At 68.3% G+C, this 23,796-nt stretch carries 21 protein-coding genes and 2 pseudogenes; 9 read left to right on the top strand and 14 right to left on the bottom strand.

The window, feature by feature from the left end; translation table 11 throughout:
* Positions 1-119: 119 nt before the first annotated feature.
* Together ABLG96_RS00715 and ABLG96_RS00710 are read left to right on the top strand one after the other, a co-directional pair.
* Complete coding sequence (locus tag ABLG96_RS00715) at positions 120-854, top strand: SDR family NAD(P)-dependent oxidoreductase (protein ID WP_353649520.1); 735 nt, start codon at positions 120-122, stop codon at positions 852-854.
* A 79-nt stretch (positions 855-933) separates the two neighbouring features.
* Positions 934-1,260, top strand: coding sequence for a hypothetical protein (locus ABLG96_RS00710; protein ID WP_353649519.1), 327 nt, complete (start codon positions 934-936; stop codon positions 1,258-1,260).
* 227 nt (positions 1,261-1,487) lie between these two features.
* Here the strand turns inward: ABLG96_RS00710 and ABLG96_RS00705 are convergent, their stop codons facing one another.
* On the bottom strand, positions 1,488-1,940 hold the full coding sequence (locus ABLG96_RS00705) for a MarR family transcriptional regulator (protein ID WP_353649518.1): 453 nt from the start codon (positions 1,938-1,940) through the stop codon (positions 1,488-1,490).
* Positions 1,941-2,017: 77 nt separating this feature from the next.
* On the opposite strand from ABLG96_RS00705, the gene ABLG96_RS00700 reads away from it, so the two are divergent.
* Positions 2,018-2,671, top strand: a complete 654-nt coding sequence (locus ABLG96_RS00700) for a cysteine hydrolase (RefSeq protein WP_353649517.1) — start codon at positions 2,018-2,020, stop codon at positions 2,669-2,671.
* A gap of 135 nt (positions 2,672-2,806) precedes the next feature.
* Here the strand turns inward: ABLG96_RS00700 and ABLG96_RS00695 are convergent, their stop codons facing one another.
* The gene (locus ABLG96_RS00695; protein WP_353649516.1) at positions 2,807-6,109 is read right to left on the bottom strand and encodes a VWD domain-containing protein; all 3,303 of its coding nucleotides are present in this window, start codon (positions 6,107-6,109) and stop codon (positions 2,807-2,809) included.
* A gap of 262 nt (positions 6,110-6,371) precedes the next feature.
* Positions 6,372-7,781, bottom strand: coding sequence for a PLP-dependent aminotransferase family protein (locus ABLG96_RS00690; RefSeq protein WP_353649515.1), 1,410 nt, complete (start codon positions 7,779-7,781; stop codon positions 6,372-6,374).
* Between ABLG96_RS00690 and ABLG96_RS00685 the strand changes: the two genes are divergently transcribed.
* Positions 7,780-8,712, top strand: a complete 933-nt coding sequence (locus ABLG96_RS00685) for a DMT family transporter (RefSeq protein WP_353649514.1) — start codon at positions 7,780-7,782, stop codon at positions 8,710-8,712. The genes ABLG96_RS00690 and ABLG96_RS00685 overlap by 2 nt on opposite strands.
* Positions 8,713-8,818: 106 nt before the next feature.
* Complete coding sequence (locus ABLG96_RS00680; RefSeq protein ID WP_353649513.1) at positions 8,819-9,313, top strand: GNAT family N-acetyltransferase; 495 nt, start codon at positions 8,819-8,821, stop codon at positions 9,311-9,313.
* Positions 9,314-9,439: 126 nt separating this feature from the next.
* On the opposite strand, the gene ABLG96_RS00675 is transcribed toward ABLG96_RS00680, so the two are convergent.
* From ABLG96_RS00675 to ABLG96_RS00645, 7 genes and pseudogenes are all read right to left on the bottom strand, one after another.
* A complete protein-coding gene (locus tag ABLG96_RS00675) occupies positions 9,440-10,993 on the bottom strand; it encodes a PH domain-containing protein (RefSeq protein ID WP_353649512.1) in 1,554 nt (517 codons plus the stop codon).
* Positions 10,993-11,515, bottom strand: a pseudogene (locus ABLG96_RS00670) (PH domain-containing protein). Before ABLG96_RS00670 ends, ABLG96_RS00675 begins: the two are co-directional and overlap by 1 nt.
* Positions 11,516-11,780: 265 nt before the next feature.
* Positions 11,781-12,218, bottom strand: a complete 438-nt coding sequence (locus ABLG96_RS00665) for a VOC family protein (RefSeq protein ID WP_353649511.1) — start codon at positions 12,216-12,218, stop codon at positions 11,781-11,783.
* A gap of 73 nt (positions 12,219-12,291) precedes the next feature.
* Positions 12,292-12,738 carry a nitroreductase family deazaflavin-dependent oxidoreductase gene (locus ABLG96_RS00660; RefSeq protein WP_353649510.1) on the bottom strand — a complete coding sequence of 149 codons (447 nt, stop codon included), beginning with the start codon at positions 12,736-12,738 and terminating at the stop codon, positions 12,292-12,294.
* A 113-nt stretch (positions 12,739-12,851) separates the two neighbouring features.
* Positions 12,852-14,075: an MFS transporter gene (locus ABLG96_RS00655; protein ID WP_353649509.1), complete on the bottom strand. Its 1,224-nt coding sequence runs from the start codon at positions 14,073-14,075 to the stop codon at positions 12,852-12,854.
* 255 nt (positions 14,076-14,330) lie between these two features.
* Complete coding sequence (locus ABLG96_RS00650) at positions 14,331-15,038, bottom strand: GAF and ANTAR domain-containing protein (RefSeq protein ID WP_353649508.1); 708 nt, start codon at positions 15,036-15,038, stop codon at positions 14,331-14,333.
* A 183-nt stretch (positions 15,039-15,221) separates the two neighbouring features.
* Positions 15,222-15,314: pseudogene (locus ABLG96_RS00645) on the bottom strand (protein phosphatase); the annotation flags it as partial.
* Positions 15,315-15,380: 66 nt separating this feature from the next.
* Between ABLG96_RS00645 and ABLG96_RS00640 the strand changes: the two are divergent.
* Entirely contained in the window at positions 15,381-16,265 is an 885-nt protein-coding gene (locus tag ABLG96_RS00640) for an aminoglycoside phosphotransferase family protein (RefSeq protein WP_353649507.1), read from the top strand.
* 16 nt (positions 16,266-16,281) lie between these two features.
* Here ABLG96_RS00640 and aspS read toward each other — a convergent pair whose 3' ends face one another.
* The 4 genes from aspS to ABLG96_RS00620 all read right to left on the bottom strand — a co-directional run bounded on the left by aspS (position 16,282) and on the right by ABLG96_RS00620 (position 20,900).
* Positions 16,282-17,550, bottom strand: a complete 1,269-nt coding sequence (gene aspS / locus ABLG96_RS00635) for an aspartate--tRNA(Asn) ligase (RefSeq protein WP_353651629.1) — start codon at positions 17,548-17,550, stop codon at positions 16,282-16,284.
* 480 nt (positions 17,551-18,030) lie between these two features.
* Positions 18,031-18,450 carry a VOC family protein gene (locus ABLG96_RS00630; protein ID WP_353649506.1) on the bottom strand — a complete coding sequence of 140 codons (420 nt, stop codon included), beginning with the start codon at positions 18,448-18,450 and terminating at the stop codon, positions 18,031-18,033.
* 162 nt (positions 18,451-18,612) lie between these two features.
* A complete protein-coding gene (locus tag ABLG96_RS00625) occupies positions 18,613-20,091 on the bottom strand; it encodes an esterase-like activity of phytase family protein (protein WP_353649505.1) in 1,479 nt (492 codons plus the stop codon).
* 173 nt (positions 20,092-20,264) lie between these two features.
* Positions 20,265-20,900: a D-alanyl-D-alanine carboxypeptidase gene (locus tag ABLG96_RS00620; protein ID WP_353649504.1), complete on the bottom strand. Its 636-nt coding sequence runs from the start codon at positions 20,898-20,900 to the stop codon at positions 20,265-20,267.
* Between the two features lie 116 nt (positions 20,901-21,016).
* On the opposite strand from ABLG96_RS00620, the gene ABLG96_RS00615 reads away from it, so the two are divergent.
* The 3 genes from ABLG96_RS00615 to ABLG96_RS00605 all read left to right on the top strand — a co-directional run bounded on the left by ABLG96_RS00615 (position 21,017) and on the right by ABLG96_RS00605 (position 23,793).
* Complete coding sequence (locus ABLG96_RS00615; protein ID WP_353649503.1) at positions 21,017-21,676, top strand: response regulator transcription factor; 660 nt, start codon at positions 21,017-21,019, stop codon at positions 21,674-21,676.
* Between the two features lie 3 nt (positions 21,677-21,679).
* Positions 21,680-22,807, top strand: coding sequence for a HAMP domain-containing sensor histidine kinase (locus ABLG96_RS00610; RefSeq protein WP_353649502.1), 1,128 nt, complete (start codon positions 21,680-21,682; stop codon positions 22,805-22,807).
* 101 nt (positions 22,808-22,908) lie between these two features.
* Complete coding sequence (locus tag ABLG96_RS00605) at positions 22,909-23,793, top strand: aldo/keto reductase (RefSeq protein ID WP_353649501.1); 885 nt, start codon at positions 22,909-22,911, stop codon at positions 23,791-23,793.
* Positions 23,794-23,796: the final 3 nt, after the last annotated feature.

The raw sequence follows: 23,796 nt of genomic DNA, 5'->3' as shown, positions 1-23,796 counted from the left end.
CAGAACCCCGAACGCGGGGTCTGATTCCCGCCAGCATTCCGTGAGAGCCGTTGGCACTGTTGAGCCATCACACCGCCACCACGGAGCGGTGTGGACGACTCATCAACAAGGAGTGCACTGTGCCAAGAGTTGCCGTAGTAACCGGAGCCACCCGCGGGATCGGCGCTGCCACCGCTTCCGCGTTGGGACACAACGGATTCACCGTCGTGGTGACGGGAAGGTCCCAACAGAGTGTCGACGCCGCCGCGCACCGGCTCGGCAACGAGGGCGTCCAGGCCAGGGGCGTCGTGCTCGAGGTCACGTCACCGGACAACGCTGCGAGCGCAGCACAGCAGATCGGCGACGAGTTCGGTCACGTCGATGTCCTGGTCAACAACGCCGGAGTGTTGCCCGAGGCGACATCCGAGGGAGCCGAGTTGGCCGATCCCACCGCGGTGGCCGCCACCTTCGCCACGAACGTGCTGGGGCCGTTCAACGTCGTGGAGGCGTTCCTGCCCCTGCTGCGCAGGAGCGAGGCGGGGCGCATCGTGAACGTCTCCAGCCGAGTGGGCTCGCTCACCGAACAGGCCGATCCGTCCTCGGCCTACTACTCGATGATCGTGCCGGCCTACCAAGCGTCCAAAGCTGCGCTGAACAGCTTCACCATCAGCCTGTCCAAGGCGCTCGCCGACACCCCGATCATCATCACCTCGGTCTGTCCCGGCTTCGTGCAGACCGACCTCACCCCGATCAACCGGGACCAGGCGCCCACCACCGCGGACCACGCCGCCCAGGTCGTGCTCACCGCCGCGACCCTGCCCGCAGGAGCCGCGTCCGGCACGTTCGTCGACGCCGACGGCCCCATTCACTGGTAGTCGACGCGGCCGTATCCGGCCGCACACCAACCGGTCTGCGGCCGGACCTGCGCCCTTCCACGACAACAAGGAGAGTGCCGTGCACTGGCCCGCGATCGCCGGCGCTACGGCGACCGTACTGTTCGTCCTGTCCACCCTGCCCATGTTGATCAAGGCCCGGCGCAGCCGCGACCTGCGCTCCTACAGCGGCGCGAACCTGATCATCGCCAACTGCGGAAACTTCCTGCAGAGCTTCTACGTGATCACCCTGCCCGTCGGCCCGATCTGGGCCATCCACCTGTTCAACACGCTCGCGTCAGCGCTCATGCTCACCTGGTGGATCCGCTGCCGGCACCGAATCACCAGCCCCACCGTGCGCGTGCAGTCCCCCCCACCACCCCTGCCGTGCGTCATCGGCGCCTCATGACCGTCACAGTGTGGGCGGTGTCCGCAAGGACAGGAGTGCCTGCTGAACGGAATGAACGGCCCGTGGACGGCGTCGAGATCGCCGATGTGCGGTCGTGAGGATTCCCACCGATGGTCACTACAGGTCGAGGTCGACGGACCTGGCGACCAGCCGGCGGATGGCGTGGGTGAACGCAGCCCGTGTGGACGACGCCGAGCAGCGGACGGGAGCCGACTGCTGACGTGGTGTCAGCCGAGCTGGTGCAGGGCGGTGATGGTGCGGTTCAGCAGCTCCTGGAGTGAGCGGAGTTCCTCGGGGCTGAACTCGACTGCCAAGGCTTCCTCGATCTGTACGGCGGCTCGATCGGCGCCCTCCAGCACCGGTATCGCGGTGTCGGTCAATCGGGTCTCTCTGAGTCGCCGATGCATCGGGGAGGTGCTGCGGTCCACCAGACCTTTGGCCTCGAGGTTGGTGATCACCGTGGCCATGGTCTGCGGCGTGACCAGGCAGGCTCGAGCCAGCTGAGCCGCCGATGCTTCGGGGGTGGTTCCCAGGACGAACAACGCGGCGTACTGGGGAACGGTGAGGTCGAACTGCTTGAGAGCGATGGTCTTGGCGGTGATGAGTGCTTGCTCGGCTTGCTTGATCAGTCCGCCGAGTCGGACCATCTCGGTGTTCAGCCGTGGTCGTCCTTCCGACATCAGTGCCGTCCTCCTGCGGTGGCGGGCGCAGTGTTCAGCGCTTCGAGCTCGACACCGTGAAAGGTGATGCCGCCGGCATGGATGTACTGCCGCAGGCGGCTGATGCCGCCCGCTCCGATGTTGCCCACCCAGTGCGCGTCCACAGTGATGACTGTACACTGGCACTTGACAGCACTCAGATAGATGCCGGTGTCTGGCATCACCACCTGCTGGAGACTGCGTTGACAACAACTGACCCGGCCGCGGACTTCCCGCGCGGCACCGCACTGCTGCTGGTCGATTTCCAGGACTGGATCATCGAGCGCTACGTCTCGGTGGCCGGTCCGGCGGCCGCCGAGTGTGCCGAGAACCTGCACCGCACCTTTCGAGACCGGGACCGGCTGGTCCTCCATGTGCGACATCAGGTGCAGGATGCACCTCCCCCGACGCTGGGGCGCCGGGGGGACATCTGCGAGGCAGTCGCTGTCGAGGCCGACGAATGGGTGACCACCAAGACGACCATCAGCGCGTTCGGAGTCCCAGCACTGCACGACATGCTCCAGCGAGCACGGATCGCCACGATCGTGATCGCCGGCGTGGTGACCGAAGCTGCCGTGCAACAGACGGCGATCGATGCACTCGCGCGGGGCTACCAGGTCGTCATACCGACCGAGTGCGTTGCCAGCTCTACCCCGGCGATCAAGAACGAAGCCCTGGAAACCGTCGCGGCGGCAGGGGTTTGGATCGGGTAGCCACGAGCCCGGCGTCTCAGTTGCCGAGCAGTCGGGCTTCTGAGACGACGCCCACCGCGTCGACAGCATCGGAGCGAGCATCGAAATCGTCGCCGCAGCCCGATCCGCGTTCCTGAGCACGTGGAACCCACCCGGTCATTTCGGGACCCTGGTCAGGGTGAATTCGGCGGTACCGTCGGTGCGTTGGAAGAAGACGAACGGCAGCTCGGCGGTGCCCGGGGTGAGGCCGAAGTCGGCCTGCTGGCCACACACCGAACCGAGCATCGGGTCCGGGCTGTCGCGGCCGACGTAGTAGATCTTGCGGCACAACGACTTCGGGGCCCCGGTGACGGTCCAGTCGACGGATTCACCGGCGCCCGTCGACATCCACACCACCACCGTGTCGGCGATACCGTCCAGGGTGATCTTCTGACCCGTCGTGGGCACGTCCGGGCCACGGATCTCCTGTGGTTCAGGGTCCACGAACACCTCCACCGAGGCCGCGACCTGGACCTGCGATGCGGTGTCCAACGAGATGGTCAGGGTGCCGCTCTCCGTCATCAGTGCGTAGGCCTCGCCGGGCGGTACCACGTCGTCTCCCTGCTGGTCGTAGGTCTGCAGCCGGACGTTGGGACCGCAGAGGAACAGGCTCGAGTGGGTCTCACCGATCTGCAGATCGGCACCGAGATCGAGTTCGGCGTCCGCCGGGCAGGACGCGCGGAGGACGACGACAGTGCCGGCGACCACTTCCACGCTGCCCTCGACGAGATCACTGCCGTAGCTGCCGGGTGGTTCGACCACGCCATCCACCGTGAGCGCTGCCGAGCCCTGTCGGCCGGGAGAACCGGGGCTGGTCGACGACGGTGTCGTCGGATCGGGCAGCGGGGTGTCGGGGTCCTGCAGCGCCTCTTCCTGCTGGCGATCTTCGACGACCTGCTGGTACACCTGCGTGTAGTCGTCGTTGCCGGTAGCGCTGACATCGAAGGCACAGGAACGGATCTCGACGGAGGTGGCGTTCTCACCCAACGATGCGGTGCAGGCGTCGAGCGCCTCCTGCTTGATCGGCACCAGGGCGGGTCGCGGCGCGGTGCGGAACGTCTCAGCACTCTGCCCTGGTTCGTAGTCGAACAGCGACGACGCACTCGTCACCAACCACTGCTCCTGGAAGGCGTCCAGGTTGTCGAGTCCGCCCAGCGGACTGGTCAGGTCGTCGAGGAAGGTCCCGTCGGGGGTTCCGAGCAGTCCCTCCAGCCGCGACAGTCGCGCCTCGGCCGGCGAGACGCTGACGTTGATCCCCAGCTTGATGTGCGCGGCGACCTGCGAGCCGTCCGGCCAGGTGAACGTCCACTCCTGAGCAGCGTCCTCGGTGGAGGTGTTCGCGCCGGAGATCCCACCGGCGGTGAAAGTTGTTGCGACCTCGACGTTCCCGTCCACCTCGATGACCGGGTCGGCCTCCGGGGTCGGCAGCGTCACCGTCACCCGGTGCTCGCCGTCGGACATCGCCAGCGAGGTCACCGCGGTACCGAATGTCGCTGGTTCGTGGCGCTCCTGGACGGTGAAGTCGCCGCCGATGTCCTGCGTCGTGACGAACTCCCCGAGTTGCATCGCGTCGTAGCTGAGCCCGTCGAACGTCTGAAGGTGCGGGTCGCCGTCGGAGTGCCCGGAGCGCACCGGCTTCTGCGGCCGCTCGGTGCAGAAGGTCTTCTCGTCCCACTTCCGGGCGTCGACGTCGACCGACGTCGACGCGTCCTGGAACGACATGGCGAAGGTCAACTTCGGCTGCGCCATGGTCCAGTCGAACTTCGGCTCGAAGTTCTCCGGACAGCGACACACGCTGGGCTGCAGGCAGAACCACGTCCGTTGTCCCTCCCCCAGGGACACCGTGCGTGATTGCGCGATCGTCAACAGATCGCCGTGGGAGGGCCGGAGCTCGACCATCACGACCTGGCCGGTGAATGGCACCCGGGAGGCGGCGTGGCTGAAGTGCGGCATGCTCTCGATCTCGAGCAGACCCACCCCCTGGGCGGGGTACTTGATCTCGTTGTCGTGCGGGCCGTACTCGGTGCTGCGACCGGGCCAGGTGTAGCGCCACAACGCATCCGGTGCCGTGGCGGCGCGGGACGAGGTCGACTGGATCATCAGCGAGTAGACCTGGCCGTCCATTCCACCCGCGGCCAGGATCGTCGCGGGGTCGGTTCCGCCCACGGCAAGCATCGCGTCGATCGCCGGATAGGGGTCGCCGCCGGTCCGCTCCCGGTAGATGTCGTACAGCGGCCAGGCATCGTAGGTGGACTTCGCCAACGGCTTCTTCGGAATCGACCACCATTCGTCGAACAGCTCGTACTGCCGCTCGGCGGGCGCGCGTGAGCGGTACAGGTCGTAGGAAGCGAAGTCCGCGCTGCCCTCCACCACCCAGGCGGGGGAGCGCAGGTTGACCCTGGCCTGGTGGCAGTGGAAGAGCTCGTGGGCGAAGATCACCTGGTAGTAGAAGTCCGAGTGGGCTCCACCGAGCGCCAGCGGCGTCACGCTGATCCGGCACTGCGTCGGGTGGGCGGCGATGAAGGCGGGATCGACGTACATCAGCGCGTCCCGGAGGTTCTTCCCCTTGGGCTGCTTGGTCAGTTTCTCCAGAACGACCTGTGCGTAGGTGTTGACCACGGCGGGTCGGTAGGCCAGCCAATCGTTGATGGTCTGCTGCAGCAGCGCCCTGAGCTTCACCTCGCTCGGGGCTGCCGCAGCCCACCCGAGCATGCCGCGCAGCCCCTGGGACGTCGTGGGAGTTGTCTCGGACGCGGTGGTGGTGCTCGGCGCTGTGGTGCCCGCCGTGGTGGTGGTGGTCGGCGCTGAGGTACCCGCCGTGGTGGGCGTCATGGATCCGCCCGCGGTGCTCGGCGCCGATGGTCCGCCGGGTGCTCCGCCCGGCACGTCGAGCACGGCGATCTGCTCGCCTGCGGTGTACTCGTCGATGATCGCGACCTGTGCCGCGGTGAGCGAGCCTCGTGCGCTGTTGATCAGTTCCATGACCTGCCCGGGCGGCAGCCCGTCACCGTCGGGCAGCGCACTCTGTGTCGCGCCCGGTAGGTCCGCGATGCTGACGTCGAAGGCATCGATCGCCAACTGCACGGTCGGCGCTCCGGTGGACAGGGCGGCGAGGATCTCGTCGGTCCGGGTCCGCGGCGCCTCCTCCTCGGTGCGCAGCACGGTGCGCTGAGGATCGTCACCGGAACCTGTGGTGGTTAAGGCGATCTGGGTCGCAGTGCTGACCGGAGCGGCTGGGGAGGTGGTCGTGGTGCCGGCGATGCTCGAGGTGGAGCCGGACGTCGGCGAGGCTGTCGCTGCGGTCGGCAGCACGGCGATCGGCGGTGGGTTGCCCGTGCACCCGGCCAGGACTGTCACCAGGGCACAACACGCACCGAGCAGACGCCGGGGACGGCGCAACCGCCGGGGTGAGGAACCCACGAGGGTGAGCGTAGGAAACCTGCAGGGTGATCGTCGATCCTCCGCACGGATGGAACTTATCGCTGTATCCGTTGCGAATCCCGGCGCCTCCGAGCCCGACGCCCGAACGGGTCGGAGACCGACCCGTTCGGAGCAATCGCGTGTCGAGACCGGTGGTCAATCGCCGATCGGCGTCGGGTCGACCGGGCTCGGCGGGGCCGGCAGCGTTCCGCGGATCCGGTTCTGCGCCTGGCACTTGCTGGTGCAGTTGGTGGCACGGGTCTCAGCCCTGCGCGGCCAGTGCGTCACCGAGGGCGGCGGCGGCTGCTGCGAACGCGCTCGGATCGGGGCCCGCGAAGTTCAGTCGCAGGTGGCGTCCGGTGGGTTCTGAGGGAAACCACTCGTCCCCGGTGGCGATGATGACGCCACGCTGCTCCGCATCACGTGCCAGACGCGGAAGGTCCGTCCCGTCGGGAAGTCGCGCCCAGAGGTTGAGGCCGCCGGCGGGAATCAGATTCACCTCTGCTGCGGGAACATGCGTCGCCAGGGCATCGAGGAGCAGGTCGCGTCGGGCACGGAGTTGCTGACGAAGACCGCGAAGATGAGCTCGCCACGCAGGCTGGGTCACCACATCCAGTGCGGCTGCTTGGAGCACACCGCTGACGTACATCGACTGGGCCTGGACCTCGGCGTGGAGTCGCTCGAGGAGGGGACCGCGGGCCACGACCGCGGCCACCCGGATCGCCGGCGAGACGCTCTTGGTCAGCGAGCGCAGGTACACCACATGTCCCCCGTCGTCGTGGGCGGCGACCGGAACCGCGTCGGCGGTGATCCCGAAATCATGAGCCCAGTCGTCCTCGATCAGGAACGCCCCGTGGTCGCGGACGATGTCGAGCACTGCCCGCGCGTGGCTGGTGCTCCAGTGCACGCCGGTGGGGTTGGCGAACGTCGGCTGCGCATAGAACCCTCGCGCACCGGTTTCGCTGAACGCCCGATCGAGAGCGACGAGATCCGGCCCGTCGGGACCGGTCGTAATGGGAACGAGGGAGGTGCCGACCTGCGCGGCCGCCCGGATGGCACCCCAGTAGGTCGGAGATTCGATCAGCAGCACCCCTGCCGGGCCGGCGATGCTGCGGAACACGGATCCCAGACCGATCTGGCTGCCCGGAAGAATGAGCACATCGCGCGCCGTCGGGGCAGCGACCTGTGGCGAGGCCTGCGCTGCGAGTTCGGCCGCGAACCACGATCGCAACTGCGGCAGCCCGGCCGACGGTGCACGTTCGAAGGTCACGTCGCTGCGCGCGGCCCGGGCGAGTGCCGCGCGCACGAGTCGCTCCGGGAGGAGCTCGCGGTCCGGGTATCCCGAGTGCAGGGCCAGGACATCGCTCGACACGCTGCGCAGTGCCGACGAGGTCGGGGGCCTGGGTCCCCGTGCTTGTCCGAGGGCCGCGGTCTGCCAGGTGTAGTCGGCGGTGTGAACACTGCGGATCGAGCGCACGAAGGTACCGACGCCGGGGCGGGTCTCGACAAGACCCTGTGCCACCAGCGTCCGAAGCGCCTTCTGCACCGTGACCGGGCCTGCCCCGTGGGCAGCGGCGAGCTCCCGCGTCGACGGCAGCCGAGACCCGGGAGTGGTCCCCGCAATCCACGCCCGCAGCTCGCGGACAATGCCCGCACTGCTATCGTCATCCATGACGAGCAAGAGTAGCGCTACCACAACAGCGGGACCTCCGCTATCAACGTCGCGAGCCGGTATTGCCTGGGGTCTGCTCGGCGTCCTTGCCTTCTCGTTCACTGTTCCGCTGACGCGCAACGCCGTTCAGTCCGGGCAGATGTCGCCGTTGTTCGTGGGCAGTGCTCGCGCAGTGGTTGCCGCTGCGATCGCTGCGATTGCACTCGCCGTGGGCCGACAGCGGCGGCCACGCGGCCGACAGTGGTTCGGCGTCATCGTCGTCGCCGCGGGAGCAGTTCTCGGCTTCCCCTTGCTGACCTCGTTCGCCCTCACCGAAGCTCCCGCCAGCCACGGCGCTGTGGTGATCGCGCTGCTGCCCGCAGCGACGGCGGTCGTCTCGGTCCTGCGAACACGTGAGCGCCCAGGCCGGGCATTCTGGGCCGCCGCGGGCGCGGGCGCCATCGCGGCCGTGGTGTTCGCCGTGATTCAGAACGGCGGCCTCGGACGGATGCACGCCGCAGATGGCCTGCTCTTCGCGGCGGTTGTCGTGTGCGCGATCGCCTATGCGGAAGGGGGTGTGCTGGCGAGGTCTCTGGGCTCGTGGCAGACGATCTCCTGGGCATTGGTGGTCGCGGCGCCGGTGATGCTCGTCCTGACCTGCGCTGCCGTGCTCGAGCAGCCGCCGTCGGGCACCTCAGGTCAGTGGCTCTGCTTCGCCTACCTCGGCGTGGTGAGCATGTTCCTCGGTTTCGTCGCCTGGTACCGAGGTCTGGCGATCGGCCCGCTCGCCCAGGTGAGCCAGGTGCAGCTCGGTCAGCCCGTCATGAGCATCTGCTGGGCAGCGCTGATCCTCCACGAGCGGATCACCTGGGCGACCGCTGTCGGTGGCATCGCTGTCGTCTGCTGTGCTCTCATCGCCGTTCGGTCTCGCAACAGCCGCCGGACCACCTGAGCGACGGCAGGAATCAGATCACTGCTCACGGCCACCGGGGCCCGTCACCTCCGACCCACAGAGCGGGCAATCAGACCTTGGCACCGGTACTCGCTACCCTCGGCGGATGCTGTTCCTCAGACCAGCCGTCCCCGCCGATGCCGCACGACTCGCGGAGCTCCACATCCAGGCGTGGCACGAGACGTACACCGGACTCGTCTCTCCCGACGTGATCGCCGGCTTCGACGTGGACGAGCGCCGCGCCATGTGGACCCGCGCACTGGGGCAGCCGACGACACAGGTGGACGGCGTCACCGTCGGCACCGTGGTCGCCGAGGAGGACGGGCAGCTGGTCGGATTCGCGTCCGTGGGACCGTCGCGCGGCGAAGATGCTGTGCGAGCTCTCGAGCTGTGGTCGATCTACGTGCTGGCGCAGACCTACGGCACCGGCGTCGGACCCGCACTGCTGGACGCGGCGCTGGGTGACGCGCCCGCCCAGGTGTGGCTGGCGGCGGACAACGCCAGGGCGACTGCGTTCTACGCCAAGCACGGTTTCGTCGAGGACGGCGTGCGCAGCCTCTATGAGGTCTGGAACCTGCCGGAGAAGCGGATGGTGCGCTGAACCCACCGAGCCGGGTCCAGATCGACCGATCGGTCTCACCGTGCCTCAGACGTGACCCCGTCTCCAGCTGTTTTCTCCCATGCTTCCTGGTCGCCCGAGGCCCATTCGTCCCAGCCGGCCAGCTGGTCACTCGAGAGACCTGCTCTTCGGAGTCAGGCGGCTCCACTCGGGCGCGGTGTCGGCGAGCAGCTCGATCGCCTGTCTGGTCCCGAGATCGGGGAGCCGCAAGGCACCGTCACCGGAGGCGGTGGTGGCGATCAGGGTGACGAGCCCGGCCCGGCGTTGCAGCGGAGATTGCCGCAGGTTCCAGCCGAGCAGACCCGCTCGGGACAGCGCCACCGTCCGGCGGGCGACCGACCCGGACCGCAGCAGCACGTACCCCTCGGTGGCATGGTGGCCCAGACCGGCGTAGTTGTCCGCGGCCGACCATGCCGCGAACGCTGCCGAGGGCAGCAGCAGCGCCAGGGCCAGCCAGCTCAGTACCTCGGTCAGCAGAGCCCCCAGCAGCAGCAATCCGCCGGTGGCGGCGAGCACCGCGAGGGCCGCCCTGACCCAGCGGCGACGGCGGGCGGCTGCCGGATGGGCGATCAGTGGCCGGTCGGGATCGAGCACCGGGTCATCGAGGACGGCGCGTGCCACCCGGACGGCCAGAGCCAGCGGAGCTGCGGGCATCAGGGTGTCCGGCTCGGAGGCCTTGCTGTCGTCGTCCTGCTGCTGCAGCCCGGTGGCCAGCACGTCCAACCGCGCGGCCCCGGCGATCCGCAGTCCGAGCGGCCGGACCAGCACCAGACCGCGCAACCGCCGTTCCTCGAAAGTGGTGGACCGCCGGATCAACAGGCCGCGGCGGATCCGGAGCGAACCGTCCGGCTCGCGTTCCAGGGTGTACTGCCACCAGGCCTCGGTGAAGATGGCCAGGCTGGCCACGGCGCCGACCAGCAGCGCGACGACGGCCAGGATGCCGATCTCGGCGAGCAGCGGGACATCCTCGAACCGATCGGAGATCCAGCGCAACACCACGTTCTCGGCACCGAACCAGTTAGCCACCTGCAGCACCACTCCGAACGCACCCGCACCGAGCACCGGCGTCCAGAAACTGATGGGCGCGAACCGGATCCAGCCGAGTCGGAACCGCACCAGCACACCGACCTCCGGTGCCGAACCGTCGGGTGGGACCGCTGCATCGCTGCCGGGAACTCGCCGGAGCAACTCCCGACGCAGCGTCTCGGCCCGCGCCGCGTCGATGGACTTCAGCGTGATGTCACCCTGCCGATCGCCGGTACCCAGCCGGATGTCGGCGACCCTGAGCCATCGCTGGGCCGGGTTCGCGGTGATGTCCACCGTGCGGATGCGTTCGCGGGGCAGCGAAGTGCGCTTGGTGGCGAGCAGGCTGACGACGTACTCGACCCGCTCGTCGCCGATGCGGAACCTGGTGCAGCGCAGCCGGATCCACTCGATCACCGCCACAGCGGCGGCCAGCAGAACGGTTCCGCCGATCAGCCAGGTGAGCGTCCATCCCCACGAGATGTCGCCGATCCGCAGACCGATCCCGGTCGGCACAGCGGCGGCAGCAACGGCAGCGCCGGCCTCGAGAGCCGACGCCGAGACGGTGCTCCTGTCCAGCTGTTCGCCCGCAATGAGCAGCTCTTTCGCTGCGAGCGGGCCCTCCACGGATGGACTCATCAGGTGGCATCCGCGGCATCCGCGGGGGCCTGCTGCTGCGCCAACGCGGTCAGTCGATGCGCGATGTCTTCGGCCAGGGCTGCGTCGAGGGCCTCGATCCGGACCGGCCCCTTGGCTGATGCGGTGGTGACGGTGACGGTGACCAGTCCGAACATCCGTTGCAGGGGGCCACGTTCGGTGTCGACGGTCTGCACCCGGGACAGCGGCGCTGCTCGCCATTCCTGCCACAGCCAGCCGCTTCGTGCGTAGACGGCAACGTCCGTCACCTCCCAACGGTGGATCCGGAACAGCACGGCCGGCAGCGAGCAGCGAGCCGCCGATCGCTGCCGCAGCCGCCAACCCGCCGGGCACCCAGACCCACACCCGAGCACTCGCGAAGAGCAAGCCGGAAACGAGCAGCGCCACGGCGGGGATGCCGAAGCCCAGCAGGATCTGGACCGCCCACCACCGACGGCACCGGGGGTCCACCTGGTGCTCGGGGGGTCGGAGGGCGAGGCCCTGCGGGCGGACCGGGGTGCTCACGACGGCTCTCCTGGGATCGGCGGCGGATGCGAGACTGCTCGAGCCGGGAGCACGCAGGTGCCGCGCTCGAGTTCCAGCGTCGCACGGATGACTCCCCGGCGCCCGGGCTCGGTCGGTCAGCTGGAACACGCAACTGACCCGAGGGTCTTGCTCTGGCGGCGAAGCTGTATGCGATCCACTTCCGGGACACGGAACTCAGGTACCTCCGGCAGCTCTGCGCCGGAGCCGTCGAGAACGACAGGGAGACACTCGCGCTCGACACCGGTCAGCGACTACCAAGGCTCTCGGCGAGCATCACGATGATGCCGCTGGGGCCGCGGAGATAGGTGAGCTTGTAGACGTCCTCGTACGTCGCCACCCCGCGCAACGGGTGGCAGCCGTGTTTCGCCGCGATCCTGAGTGCCTCATCGAGGCCGTCCACCGAGAACGCGACGCGGTGCATGCCGATCTCGTTGGGTCGGGTGGGGCTCGTCTCGATCGCGTCGGGGTGGATGTACTCGAAGAGCTCGAGGTGACCGTTCCCGTCCGGCGTCTGGAGCATGGCGATCTTGGCGTGGTTGCCGTCGAGGCCGACGGCGGTATCGGTCCACTCGCCGCTGACCGTGTCCCGGCCGAGAACGGTCAACCCGAGGTCGGCGAAGAAGGCGATCGTCTCTTCGAGGTCCCGCACAGCGATGGCGACGTTCTCCAGCTTGATGGGCATGAGCTCTACTCTCTGCGGTGGGGCGGTGGCTGGTGTTGATGGCGGTCGGTCGCGGCCGCGCCAGGTGGACGGTTCAGTCGTGAGGCGTCAGCAGTACGACCGGAATCTGGCGGTCCGTCTGGTGGGCGTACTCCTCGTAGAGCGGGAAGATGCCCACCATCTGGGGCCAGAGGGTGTCTCGTTCGACCGAAGACGCCGAGCGGGCCCGGCAGGTGAATCGTCGGGACCCAGCCTGTACCCCGACGCTGGGGTGGGCCTGAAGGTTCTTGAACCAGTCGGGGTCCTCGTCAGCGCCGCCCTTCGAGGCGACGAGGACGAATTCGTCGCCCGACGTGCCGTAGATCAGGCACGTTCGTCGAGGCTGTCCGGTGGTTCGCCCGGTGGTGGCGAGCACGAGCACGCGCACTCCGTCCGATTCGTGTCCCTGGGCCCCACCCGAGGTGAGATACGTCCGGGTCTGTTCAGCGACCCAGTCCCACTGCGAGTCGGTGGCGCGGTCAAGATCAGCGGCGACGGCCATGTCGGTTCTCCCTCAGCGTTCATCGAGTACGAGGCGGGTGGCTCCCGCTCCTACCCACAGGACGCAGCCGCCCCGCCGATCTCGACATCGGGCCACCCCGGCGGGAATGACGCTCAGCCGACGGGAGCGACCGTTGGTGCGGTCCAGGGGTGCGTGATCGCGACGACGACGCCCGCCGCCGCCGCGAACACAGCCGCGACACCCAATGCCCAGCCCGGCGAGGCATGCTGCGCGAGAAGTCCGTACGGGCCGCTGAGCGCGAGCATGGGGACGGTGGTGGTCACCGCGAGCACAGCTTGGAGACGCGCCTGCGCTCCCGGTGGACTGGCTGCCAGGAATCGGGGCAGGGCGTGGCAGTTGAACGACACCATCCCGAGGCTCGTGGTTGCCGCTGCGGCGCAAGCCATCCAGACGGCGGGAGCCCATGCCATGCCGATCAGACCGGCCGCCGCGAGTACCGGGCCCCAGATCATCGGGATGCTGTCACGCCGCAGCGTTCCGCGCGTTGCGACCAGTGCGCCGACCACCAGGGCCGCTGCCATGAAGGCGCCTTCCATCAGGCCCGCGCTGGCCGCCGACCAACCGCGATCACGGCTGAGCAGCGGAATCAGCAGTGCTATCGCGGGCGTCACCCCGGCCACCAGTGCCCCGAGCGCGACCAGCAGCGGAACGAGGATCCGATGGTGACCAGCAGCTTTCAGGTCTCGCCAGGACTCGCGGAACCCGACGGGAGTGCTGTCGGGCGGGCGATGAGGTCGGGGCGGGACGACGAACAGGATGATCGAGGCGACCAGCAAGAAGGTGGCCGCGTTGAGCGCCACCACCCAGGAGAGCCCGATCCAGGCCAGCAGAATGCCGCCCAACGCCGGCCCAGCGATGCGGGCGAGCTGGAGCCCGGTACTCGTCGTGGCCATCACGCGGCCGAGTTGACCGTCGTCCACGAACAGTCGAGGAAACACCCCGGACGCAGGCATGTAGAACGCCGAGACGATGCCGAGCACGCAACCGAACACCAGCAGTGAACCGACCGTGGGGCCCTGCAGCGCGAACCAGGCGGCCATGCCGAGTGTCACTGCGAGCATGCAGAAGTCACAGGTGATCATCACTCGTCGTGGGCCGAAGCGGTCGGCGGTGGAACCGCCGCCGAGCAGCAGGACCAGTCGGAGAAGCATGGTCGAAGTCGCGACCAGACCCGCCGCCCCACCGCCGAATCCGGTGGCGGTCCACGTGATCGCGAACAGCGTCACCGTCGAGCCGAGTTCAGCCCAGATGGCTCCGAACAACCACAGCCAATACCCCGTACCCGGTCTCATCGACTGCTTCCCCGCGGGCCCCATGACGGGCACCGTACCCAAGACCAGCTCGCAGGGGAGGCCGGCGCCGACTCCTCTGAGGGCCCCTTCACCCAGGTCCGCGCGCCATGAACTGCACCGAACCACAGGGGTTCACCCACGACGAGTCTGCTGCATGGGGTTTGCACTGTGCGATTTTCGAGCAACAGGTAGGTAGCAGGCGATCGAGCCGCGGAGTGGTCGCGTGCCAGACCCCAGCCGTCCAGCAACCGCGCGGCTGGGGTCGTCTGCTGCCCTCGGTCAGCCCTGAACCGCGCTGTCGGCTCCGGGCGGGAGCTGCCCGGTGCGGACGATGTCGTCCGCGATGAGGTGCAACTTGGTGTTGCCCTGCTGGGACAGCCGCCGCAGCACGGCAAATGCCGCGTCTGCTGGAATCTGGAAGCGCTCCATCAGGATGCCCTGCGCTTGGCCGATGCGATGTCGGGCGTCGATGGCCCTCCACAGGTTCTCGTCCTGACGGCAGTGCGCGAGTTCGATCGAGATCGGAACCGCAACCATCCGGGCGATCTCCAGATCGTCGGAGGTGAAACTCTGGCGGGTAGCGTGGAACATGTTCAACGCCCCCATGGTGTCGTCCTTGACGTACAGCTGGACGCTGATGACGGCCGAGATGCCTTCCTGGACGGCGGCGGGTCCCCAGCGAGGCCAGCGGTCATCGGCATCGATGTCGTTCGAGCAGACCACGCCCTCGTCGTAGGACGCCTCGACGCAGGGGCCCTCGTGAAATTCTCGCTGCAACCGATCGACTGCGGTCGCGCGGTCGTCCGTGGGTGCGCGGGTCGTGAACTCGTGGTCTCCGACGCGCTCCAGGATGCTCACGCTGTCGGCAATGCCCAGCTCGACGATCGCGGCAGTGGCGACGCTCAGCAGCCGGTCGGTGTCGTTGACCGGCATCTCCCGGGTCCGGGACAACAACTCGGCGGTCAGTGCTTCCGGACTCGATTCCATTGCGGCTCCTTGGTCACGCGGACTCCGCAATCCGTGGGAATGGCCGTTACCCGCTGGGACTGATGCTAGCGCTCGACCATCGACTTGACTCCACCCGATGGGCGGGGAACATATGTCCGATTCTCCCCGCCCAGAAGTGCTGCGGGCCGGCAGTCAGCGTCGAACTCCGGGGCTACGCCGGCGGGGCAGTGGCCGGCGCAGACCGCGTCCCCGTACGACCCGGCCGGATGGCATCTGCAGCACCCCCACCGATGACACGTCCCAGGTCGACACCACGCGGTCAGTGTACGAAGGGGACCACCGGTGGTGACGGTGCCGCCAGGGTGGATCGAGAGGAACCAGATGCAGGACGTCCGATTCGAGCAGCGCCTCGTGCGATCCCTGCTGCAGGAGCAGCATCCCGACCTGGCTGAACTCCCGTTGCAGGAGGTCGCCGGCGGCTGGGACAACCAGCAGTGGCGGCTCGGGGACGAGCTGGCCGTGCGGCTTCCGCGGACCGATCGGGCACCTGGCCTGCTGGTCAAGGAACGGACGTGGTTGCCCACCCTGGCCGGCCGGCTGCCGTTGCCCACGCCGGTCCCGGTACGCGTCGGCACACCGTCCGCGTCGTTCCCGCACACCTGGACCATCGCCCGATGGGTCGAGGGAGAACCCGCCGACACCACCCCCGTCACCGACCCGGGCGCCGCGCGGACTCTGGCAGCATTCCTGCGCGCACTCCACGTCCCGGCACCCGATGACGCACCGGTGAACCCCCCGCGCGGCCTGCCGCTGGATCCGCAGCAGCGCCTCGACACCGCTCTCGGGAAGCTCGACCAGAGTGTCGACACCGTTGTGGTGCAAGCGGTCTGGGCAGCCGCGGTCGCAGCGCCCGCCTGGCACGGCCCGGCACTGTGGCTGCACAGCGACCTGCACCCGGCGAACGTGACCGTCGTCGACGGGACCCTGGCCGGGGTGCTCGATTTCGGCGATCTGTGCTCGGGCGATCCGGCGACCGACCTGTCGGCGGCCTGGATCCTGCTGCCGACGGGCGCCGCGGTTCGGTTCTTCGACTGCTACGCGCGGGCAGACGGGGCCACCATCGCCCGGGCCCGCGGATGGGCCGTGCTGCGAGCACTCGGGCTCATCGAGATCGGGCGCAACGGGCGACTCTGCCTTCCCGGCGGGAAGCCGACCTGGGAGCCTGCGGGTTACGCGACCCTGCAGCGAGTGATCGCGCCGACCTGACCGCGCACAGCACGGCTCACGGCACCAGCCGGTGCACGTCCCGCGGGAACAGCGTCGCGAGCCTGATGTTGTCCAGACCCAGCACCCGGGACACCCAGCGCTCCAGCCCGATCGCGAAGCCACCGTGGGGCGGCATCCCGTGCCGGAACGCCTCCAGATAACCGACATACCCGGCAGGGTCCTCGCCACGGGCGTCGAGCGCATCGAGACAGTCCTGGTAGTGATGCAACCGCTGGCCACCCGTCACCAGTTCCAACCCGCGGAACAGCAGGTCGAAGGAGTTGGTCCATCGCGGATCGTCCGGCTGGGGATGGGTGTAGAACGGCCGCTTGGCCGCCGGATAGCCTTCCACCGCAAGGAAATCCGAGCCGAACTCGTCTCGTGCCCAGGCTCCCAGCTTCCGCTCGTGCTCGGGCGCCAGGTCCGGCTCGTCGTCCGGTGCACCCGCCAGCTCGAGTGCGCGGGAGAAGTGGATCGTCGGGATCTCGTCCGGGATCTCGGGAACGACGGCGCCGATCGGCAGGTCGACCGCCGCCACCTCCTCCCGCATACCGGCGAGCACGGTTCGCAACAGCGCCAGCACGTCGCGGTGATCGGTGATGAAGCCGATCTCCGCATCGAGCGATACGTACTCCGAGAGGTGGCGGACGGTGTCGTGTGGTTCGGCGCGGAACACCGGCCCGACCTCATGCACCCGTTCGAACACGCCGACCATCGTCTGCTTGTAGAACTGCGGCGACTGGGCGAGGTATGCCGGCTGTCCGAGGTAGTCGAGGGTGAAGGTGTTCGCGCCGGATTCAGTCGATCCGGCCACGATCTTCGGTGTCTGGATCTCGGTGGAACCGCTCCGCTCCAACGTGTTCCGGAAGCCGCGGAGCGACGCGGCCGCAACCTGCCACACCTTGCGCCGTTCCGGATGACGCCAGCTGACCGCCGCATGGTCGAGCATCACCGGCAGGCTGACGTCGAGTTCTGGTCGCCAGAGTGCGATCGGCGGGGTCTCCGCGTGGGAGAGCACGGTGAACTCGACATCGACCAGCTCGTGGCCGCCCGGGGCCTGGGGGTTCATGGCGGACACCCCAATGACGGTGACCACTGATTCCTCGCCGATGGAGTCGAGTTGCGCACGGGTGGCCGGATCGGTCACGACCGTCTGCAGCAGCCCGGATCGGTCGCGGATCACCACGAAGGTGACGGACGACAGGCGTCGGCGTCGGTGGACCCACCCTTCGATGCGGATGCGGTTCCCGGTCGGCCCTGGATCTGCACAGAGCGATCGCGGCAGCGGTAGGTCGGGAGTGGATGTGTTGCGGGACAATCGATTCACCTCCTGGAGAAGTACCCCGGGAGATGTGGGCGATCGGGAGCTCGCGGTGCCACCATATCTTCGCCCGCAGCACACGGGCCTCTTCAACAGGATCGATGACGACGATCAGGACGGTACCGACTCGGGGTTCGTCACACCCGTCGTCATCGGTACACCGCGGACGGTAGCAACGATCGCCCGAAGTAGCCACCGGGTAGGCCGAACCGGGAGGCAAGTCTCAGAGCGTGGAGATGGAAGGTCCGGCGTTCACCCGACCGAGGCATCCGCGAACGTCGACTGCACACGACCGTCAGGACCGCGAACGTCGACTGCACGCGACCGTCAGAACCGCGAACGTCGGCTACACACGACCGTCAGAACCGCGAACGTCGGCTGCACACGACCGTCAGAACCGCGAACGTCGGCTGCAGACGACCGTCAGAACCGCGAAGGGGCGGGTCAGGCTTCCGCTGCTACTCCGGAGATGTTGACGAGCCAGGCAATGCCGAACTTGTCGACGAGGTCGCCGTAGCTGTCCCCCCAGGGCGCCCGGGCCAGGGGCGTCCGTACCGTTCCACCGTCGGACAGTGCCTGCCAGTAGCCGGTGAGCGCCTGCTCGTCGTCACCGGACAGCGACATGGTGATGTTGCCGGCGACCGGAGTGGGGCCCATCGCCGGCGGGGCGTCAGCGCCGAAGATGCGGAACCCGTTGCCGCCCACCAACGACGAGTGCATCACCAGGTCAGGATCCACGCCCTCCATGCCGCCTTGACCGAAGGTCATGACCTCGGGAATGCCGCCGAAGATCGATGCGTAATACTCCATCGCCTCCCTGGCAGTACCGCCGAAGTTCAGGTACGGGGTCAGTTCTGCACTCATGGGTCGGCTCCTTTGCCTACTACAGGTGACTGCGGTGAGGCGAGTATGGACCGGTGCGACAGCAACACGCCAGGGGTGGTCCTGACATGCCAGGAACGAGCGTGATCAGACCCCGTCGTTGCACGGAACGGATCTCGTCTCCGACCGTCCTCTGTCGCTCGATCAGCGGCGGTATTCCGCCGGCACCTTCGCCAGGTCGACCTTCAGCAGCTCGCCGCTGTCCTGACGTCCGTTCGGCAGGATCTTGGCCTGCAGACCGAACGGCGGGGTCGTGGTGGTCGTGCCGTCGATGCCGAAATCCGAATCGTTGCTGAGCACCACCGACCGTCCACCGTCGACCACCGCGACACCCTCGACCTTGTCATGACCGAAGAATGATCCGTCGGGAGCGATCGCCGTCACCAGGCCGCCGATGTCCAGGAAGAGCCTCGAGGTCGCCGGCGTGACGCCGACAGCTGCCAGGTTCGCGGTCGCGGTAGCGGTCGAGTTCTTGCCGGCGATCGCCTCGATCGTCCTGCCGCCCACCAGGAGTCCGCCGTGCACCTCGCGGTAGGTCGCGTTCGGAACCTGCGCATGCTTGCTCACGTCCGTCGCCCCGCGGAGGTCGATCCGGTACAGCTTCTTGTTCGCAGCCGGTTCTTTCGCGGAGTCGCGTTCGTCCACGAGGAACTCGTGTGCGTTCAGCGCGGCGATCTCGCTGACCGTGGTGCCGACGGAATCGCCGGCGTGCAGGGCATACAGGTACTCGTGGGTCTGTCGGCTCGCCAGATCGACCGTCACGATCCGCACCACCGGGACGTTCTTGGACTTCGGGCCGTCCGGGGCGTTCAGTGCAGCCTGCATGATGCCGACCAACATCCGGCCGTCGGGCGTGACGGTGAGTCCCTCCATGCCCTTGTTCGGATCCCGCAGCGACAGCTCCACCGGCAGCGACCCGTCGAACGGGCTGAGTCGTTCGAGCTGGCGACCGGTGCGATCGAAGTGGGTGATGAACGGGCCGTACTCGTCGGACACCCAGAAGGTGCCGTCGCGCAGCACTGCGAGGCCCTCGGGGTCGTAGCCGTACGGGCTCGGGTCGAGGGCAGTACCGGTCAGATCCGTGATGGTCTCTCCGGTGCCGCCGGCCAGACTCACCCGACCGTTGTAGCCGGAGCCGTCCGCCGCTCTCAGCGGGATCGTGCGCAGCAGTACGGCGTGCGCGCGCGACCCGGAGCCGACAAGGGCGAACTCGCCGATCGCCGGGTTGAAATCGGGCAGCGGCTCGATCTTCGTGGCGTTCGGCCCGTCGACATTGGGTCCGCGATCGGTCAGCCCGTAGTAGAGATCGGATCCCCACGGCGCCTTGGTGAACGACGACCCGAACGCGCTGCCGCCGATCTGCACGCCGCCGATCGTCGCCAACGGAGCGACGTTCTCGGCGTAGAGGGTGACGGCCGCCCTGGCTGCCCCCGGACGCGGTGGCTGCGGAGGGAGCGGCCAGGATGCGACGTGCGCCGCAGCCGGGCCGGAGCCGACCGGAGCAACGACCGTCCCAACGGTCAACGCAGGAATCAGAGCAGCGGCTCCCACGATCGCAGCGGTGACGCCGACGGCGGTACCGGCCCTGAGCCGACGACGGACGAAAGGAAGGGGACGACTCACGACGCGCTCCTGGGTGTGACGGCGGTTCCGACGAAGCTGCCGGAGCTCTCGGCCCCCACGAACGAGGGCTCCCGCAGCTTCGACCTGCAGGGCGACGCGCAGCCGACAGTCGGGTGACCGAGCGGTGAACGATTGCCCGAGGACACCTCCCTGTCGGACCCGCTCGTGCTTGATCAGGACTGCACGCCGGCACCAGTCGTGCTGCACTTGCCCGGACCGCGCGCCCCCGGATGGGCGAGCATCTGGGGAGCGGTGCCGCTGGCCCGCGGCAGGTACTCGAAATGCCACCACTCGTTCGCGTACGTGCGGTACAGATCAAACCGATGACCGTTGCGCTCCAACCACATCGCGGCTTCCCGTGGACGTACGTCAACGGCCAGACCGGCGACGTGCTGCGACTGTTCGACGGGGAGCGCGCGGGCAGGGCCGTCACCGACGGACTCCAGCCGGATGAGATCGTCGGTCAGCATCCGGTTCTGCTCGTCGACGGTGCGGTGGCCGGACGTCACTCCCAGCAGCAGATCCTGTTCCCAGAACGCGGCGGTGCGGGCTCGACGGAGAGCGACCGCCATCCCGGTCGTCAGACCGGCGAGGCGCTCATGGGGGAAGCGCAGCTGCAGGGCCCACTGGGCTGCCCGGGCGTGCGAGTCGTGCCGCGATCCGAGCCAGGCGCTCGGCAGCAGCACTCTGCCCAGCCACAGGGCGATCGATCGGAACAGTTCGTCCCGGACGGTGCGGCCCGCGGTCGGGGCCATGGCTGTGGCGCGGGCGGGTCGGGGGTGCTGGATGGGTCGCAGTGTCTCGGTCATGGAGCACAGAGTGCTGAGGAGTGCGTGAGGCGCCCGTACGTCACTTCCTTATCCGGAACTGACAACGGCGCCCCTAGACTCGCCGCAGCACTGTCACCCGGAGGAAGGATCCGAACATGCGTGTCCTGGTGGCAGACGACGAGGAGCTGCTGGCCGAGACCATCGCCCAAGGACTCCGCCGGCGCTCGATGGCGGTGGACGTCTGCTTCGACGGCCGCTCGGCGATCGTCCATCTGAGCGAGAACGAGTACGACGTCGCCATCCTGGACCGCGACATGCCCGGCGCCACCGGCGACGACGTGTGCCGTTGGCTGGTCGAGCAGGGATCCGCCACCCGAGTGCTGGTGCTCACCGCCGCCACCGGCGTCCGCGATCGCGTTGAGGGTCTGGCGCTCGGAGCCGACGACTACCTGGGGAAGCCCTTCGCCTTCGCCGAGCTCACCGCTCGCGTCCAGGCCCTCGCCCGGCGCGTCACGCCTCGCACCAAGCCGGTCCTGGAGTGCGCGGGTATCACCGTCGATCACCCGCGGCACCAGGCATTCCGGGAGGGCGGACTGCTCGATCTGACTCCCAAGGAGTTCGCCGTGCTCGATGTGTTGGTGCGCGCAGGTGGCGAGGTGGTGAGCGCCGAAGAACTGCTCGAGAAGGCGTGGGACGAGCACGCCGATCCCTTCACCAACACGGTGCGCGTCGCGGTGATGACGTTGCGCCGCAAGCTGGGTGATCCGCCGGTCCTGCACACCGTGCTGCGCGCCGGCTATCGCCTGGGCGAGTAGACCGTGCAGCTGAACCTCCGGATCCGGATCATGGCCACGGCGTCGGCCTGCCTCGTCGTGGGATACCTCTACCTGTCGATCGCTCTCGATGTCGGCCTGGATCTCGTCCGGATGATGCTGCAGAAGGCACCCTCGTGCGGCGACACCTGGGTCGACGGGCTCAACGGCTGCACCGTCTTCAACCCCACGCTGGCAGTCATCGAGCTGGTGGTCACCACGGCATTCACCGGATGGTTGCTCTACGTCCTCCCACGGTGGTGCCTGCGCCCGCTGGACGACCTGGCGCTCCGGGTGGGGCAGTTCGGGCCGACGAACCTCGGTCTGCGGGTGGGTGCGATCGGGAACGATCCGTCCCGGCGACTGGCGGATTCGATCGATCAGCTGCTGGAGCGGGTCGGCGGTGCCTACCAGGCACAGAGTCGGTTCACCGCCAATGCCTCCCACGAGTTGCGCTCCCCGCTGGCGACCCAGCGCACCCTCATCGAGGTGAGCATGGGCAGACACCTCACCGTCGAGCAACAGGAACTGCTGTCCCGCCAACTGCTGGGGACCAACGCGCGGAGCGAACACCTCATCGAAGGTCTGCTGACCCTGGCGGAGAGCGACCAGGGAGTGGTGTCGGTCCAGCCGGTGGACCTGGCGGCCGTGGCCGACGAAGTGCTCGGAAGGGTCGCCGGCACCCGCGGGCTGCGCATCCTGCGTGAGCTGGAGCCGACGACGGTGGCCGGTGAGCCGACGTTGCTGGAACGGCTGATCCAGAACCTCGTGGACAACGCCCTCAAGTACAACGTCGACGACGGCTGGGTCCTGGTCAGGGTGGCCTGGCCGGGAACGGTGATCGTCTCCAACTCAGGACCCTTGGTACCACCCGACCAGGTGCCCCGGCTGTTCGAACCGTTCCAACGGTTGTCCGCCACCCGGCTGTCCCACACCGCAGGGGTGGGCCTCGGCCTGACCATTGTCCGCTCGATCGTCGCGGCCCACGGCGGAACCGTCACCGCTGCGGCGCTACCGGAGGGTGGCCTCGCCGTCCGGATCGTCCTGCCGGCCGTGCGCGGCGACCGAGCGGTCCATCCGCCGATCGATCGGGCTCTCGGCTCCTCCATCGCTCGACCACCGCAGATCCGGTGAACGAGCAGGCGACGAGGAGGGTGCCGGCATCCCGTCAAGAACGGACCCGGGTCCCGGCTGCCTCCGTTTGCTCGACCGCCTCAGGTGGGTACCGTCCGGGTATGCACACCAGAACCATCGGACAGACAACCGTGTCGGCCATCGGACTCGGCGGAATGCCGCTGTCCATTGAGGGCCGTCCGGAAGATCGCGCCGCCGCCATCGCCACCATCCACGCCTCGCTCGATGCCGGCGTGCGGCTGATCGACACCGCCGACGCCTATCACCTGGCGGGGCACGTCGACGACGAGGAGGTCGGCCACAACGAGAGCCTGATCGCCGAGGCCCTGCGCAGCTGGAGCGGCGACACCGATGACGTCCTGGTCGCCACCAAGGGTGGCCACACCCGGTCGCTGCCGGACAGCTGGGAACAGGACGGTTCGCCGGAGCACCTGCGCGCAGCCTGTGAGGCGTCGCTGCGGCGCCTGGGGATCGACGCGATCGGTCTCTACCAGTACCACCGCCCCGATCCGACGGTCCCGTACGAGGACTCCGTCGGGACCCTGCGTGACCTGCTGGACGAGGGCAAGATCCGGCAGGCCGGGATCTCCAACGCCAACCCGGAGCAGATCCGGCAGGCGCAGAACATCCTGGGTGGCCGGCTCGCGTCCGTGCAGAACCAGTACTCGCCCGCGTTCCTGTCGTCCCGCCCGGAGCTCGAGCTGTGCTCCGAGCTGGGCATCGCGTTCCTGCCGTGGTCACCTTTGGGTGGAATCTCGAAGGCATCCGATCTCGGGTCCAGCTACGCCGCGTTCCAGCAGGTGGCCGACGAGCTCGACGCCAGCCCGCAGCAGGTGACGCTCGCCTGGATGCTCGCCACGTCACCCGTCGTCGTCCCGATTCCCGGGTCGTCCCGCCCGGAGACCGCCCGATCATCCGCCGCCGCAACGGATCTCGAGCTCAGCGCAGACCAGCAGTCCCGGTTGGACATGGCCACCGGCGTCTGAAAC

Source organism: Nakamurella sp. A5-74, assembly GCF_040438885.1.
In the GTDB taxonomy this organism is placed as follows: domain Bacteria; phylum Actinomycetota; class Actinomycetes; order Mycobacteriales; family Nakamurellaceae; genus Nakamurella.
Note: the sequence above shows the minus strand (reverse complement) of the source record. Positions and strands in the feature narration are given on the sequence as shown.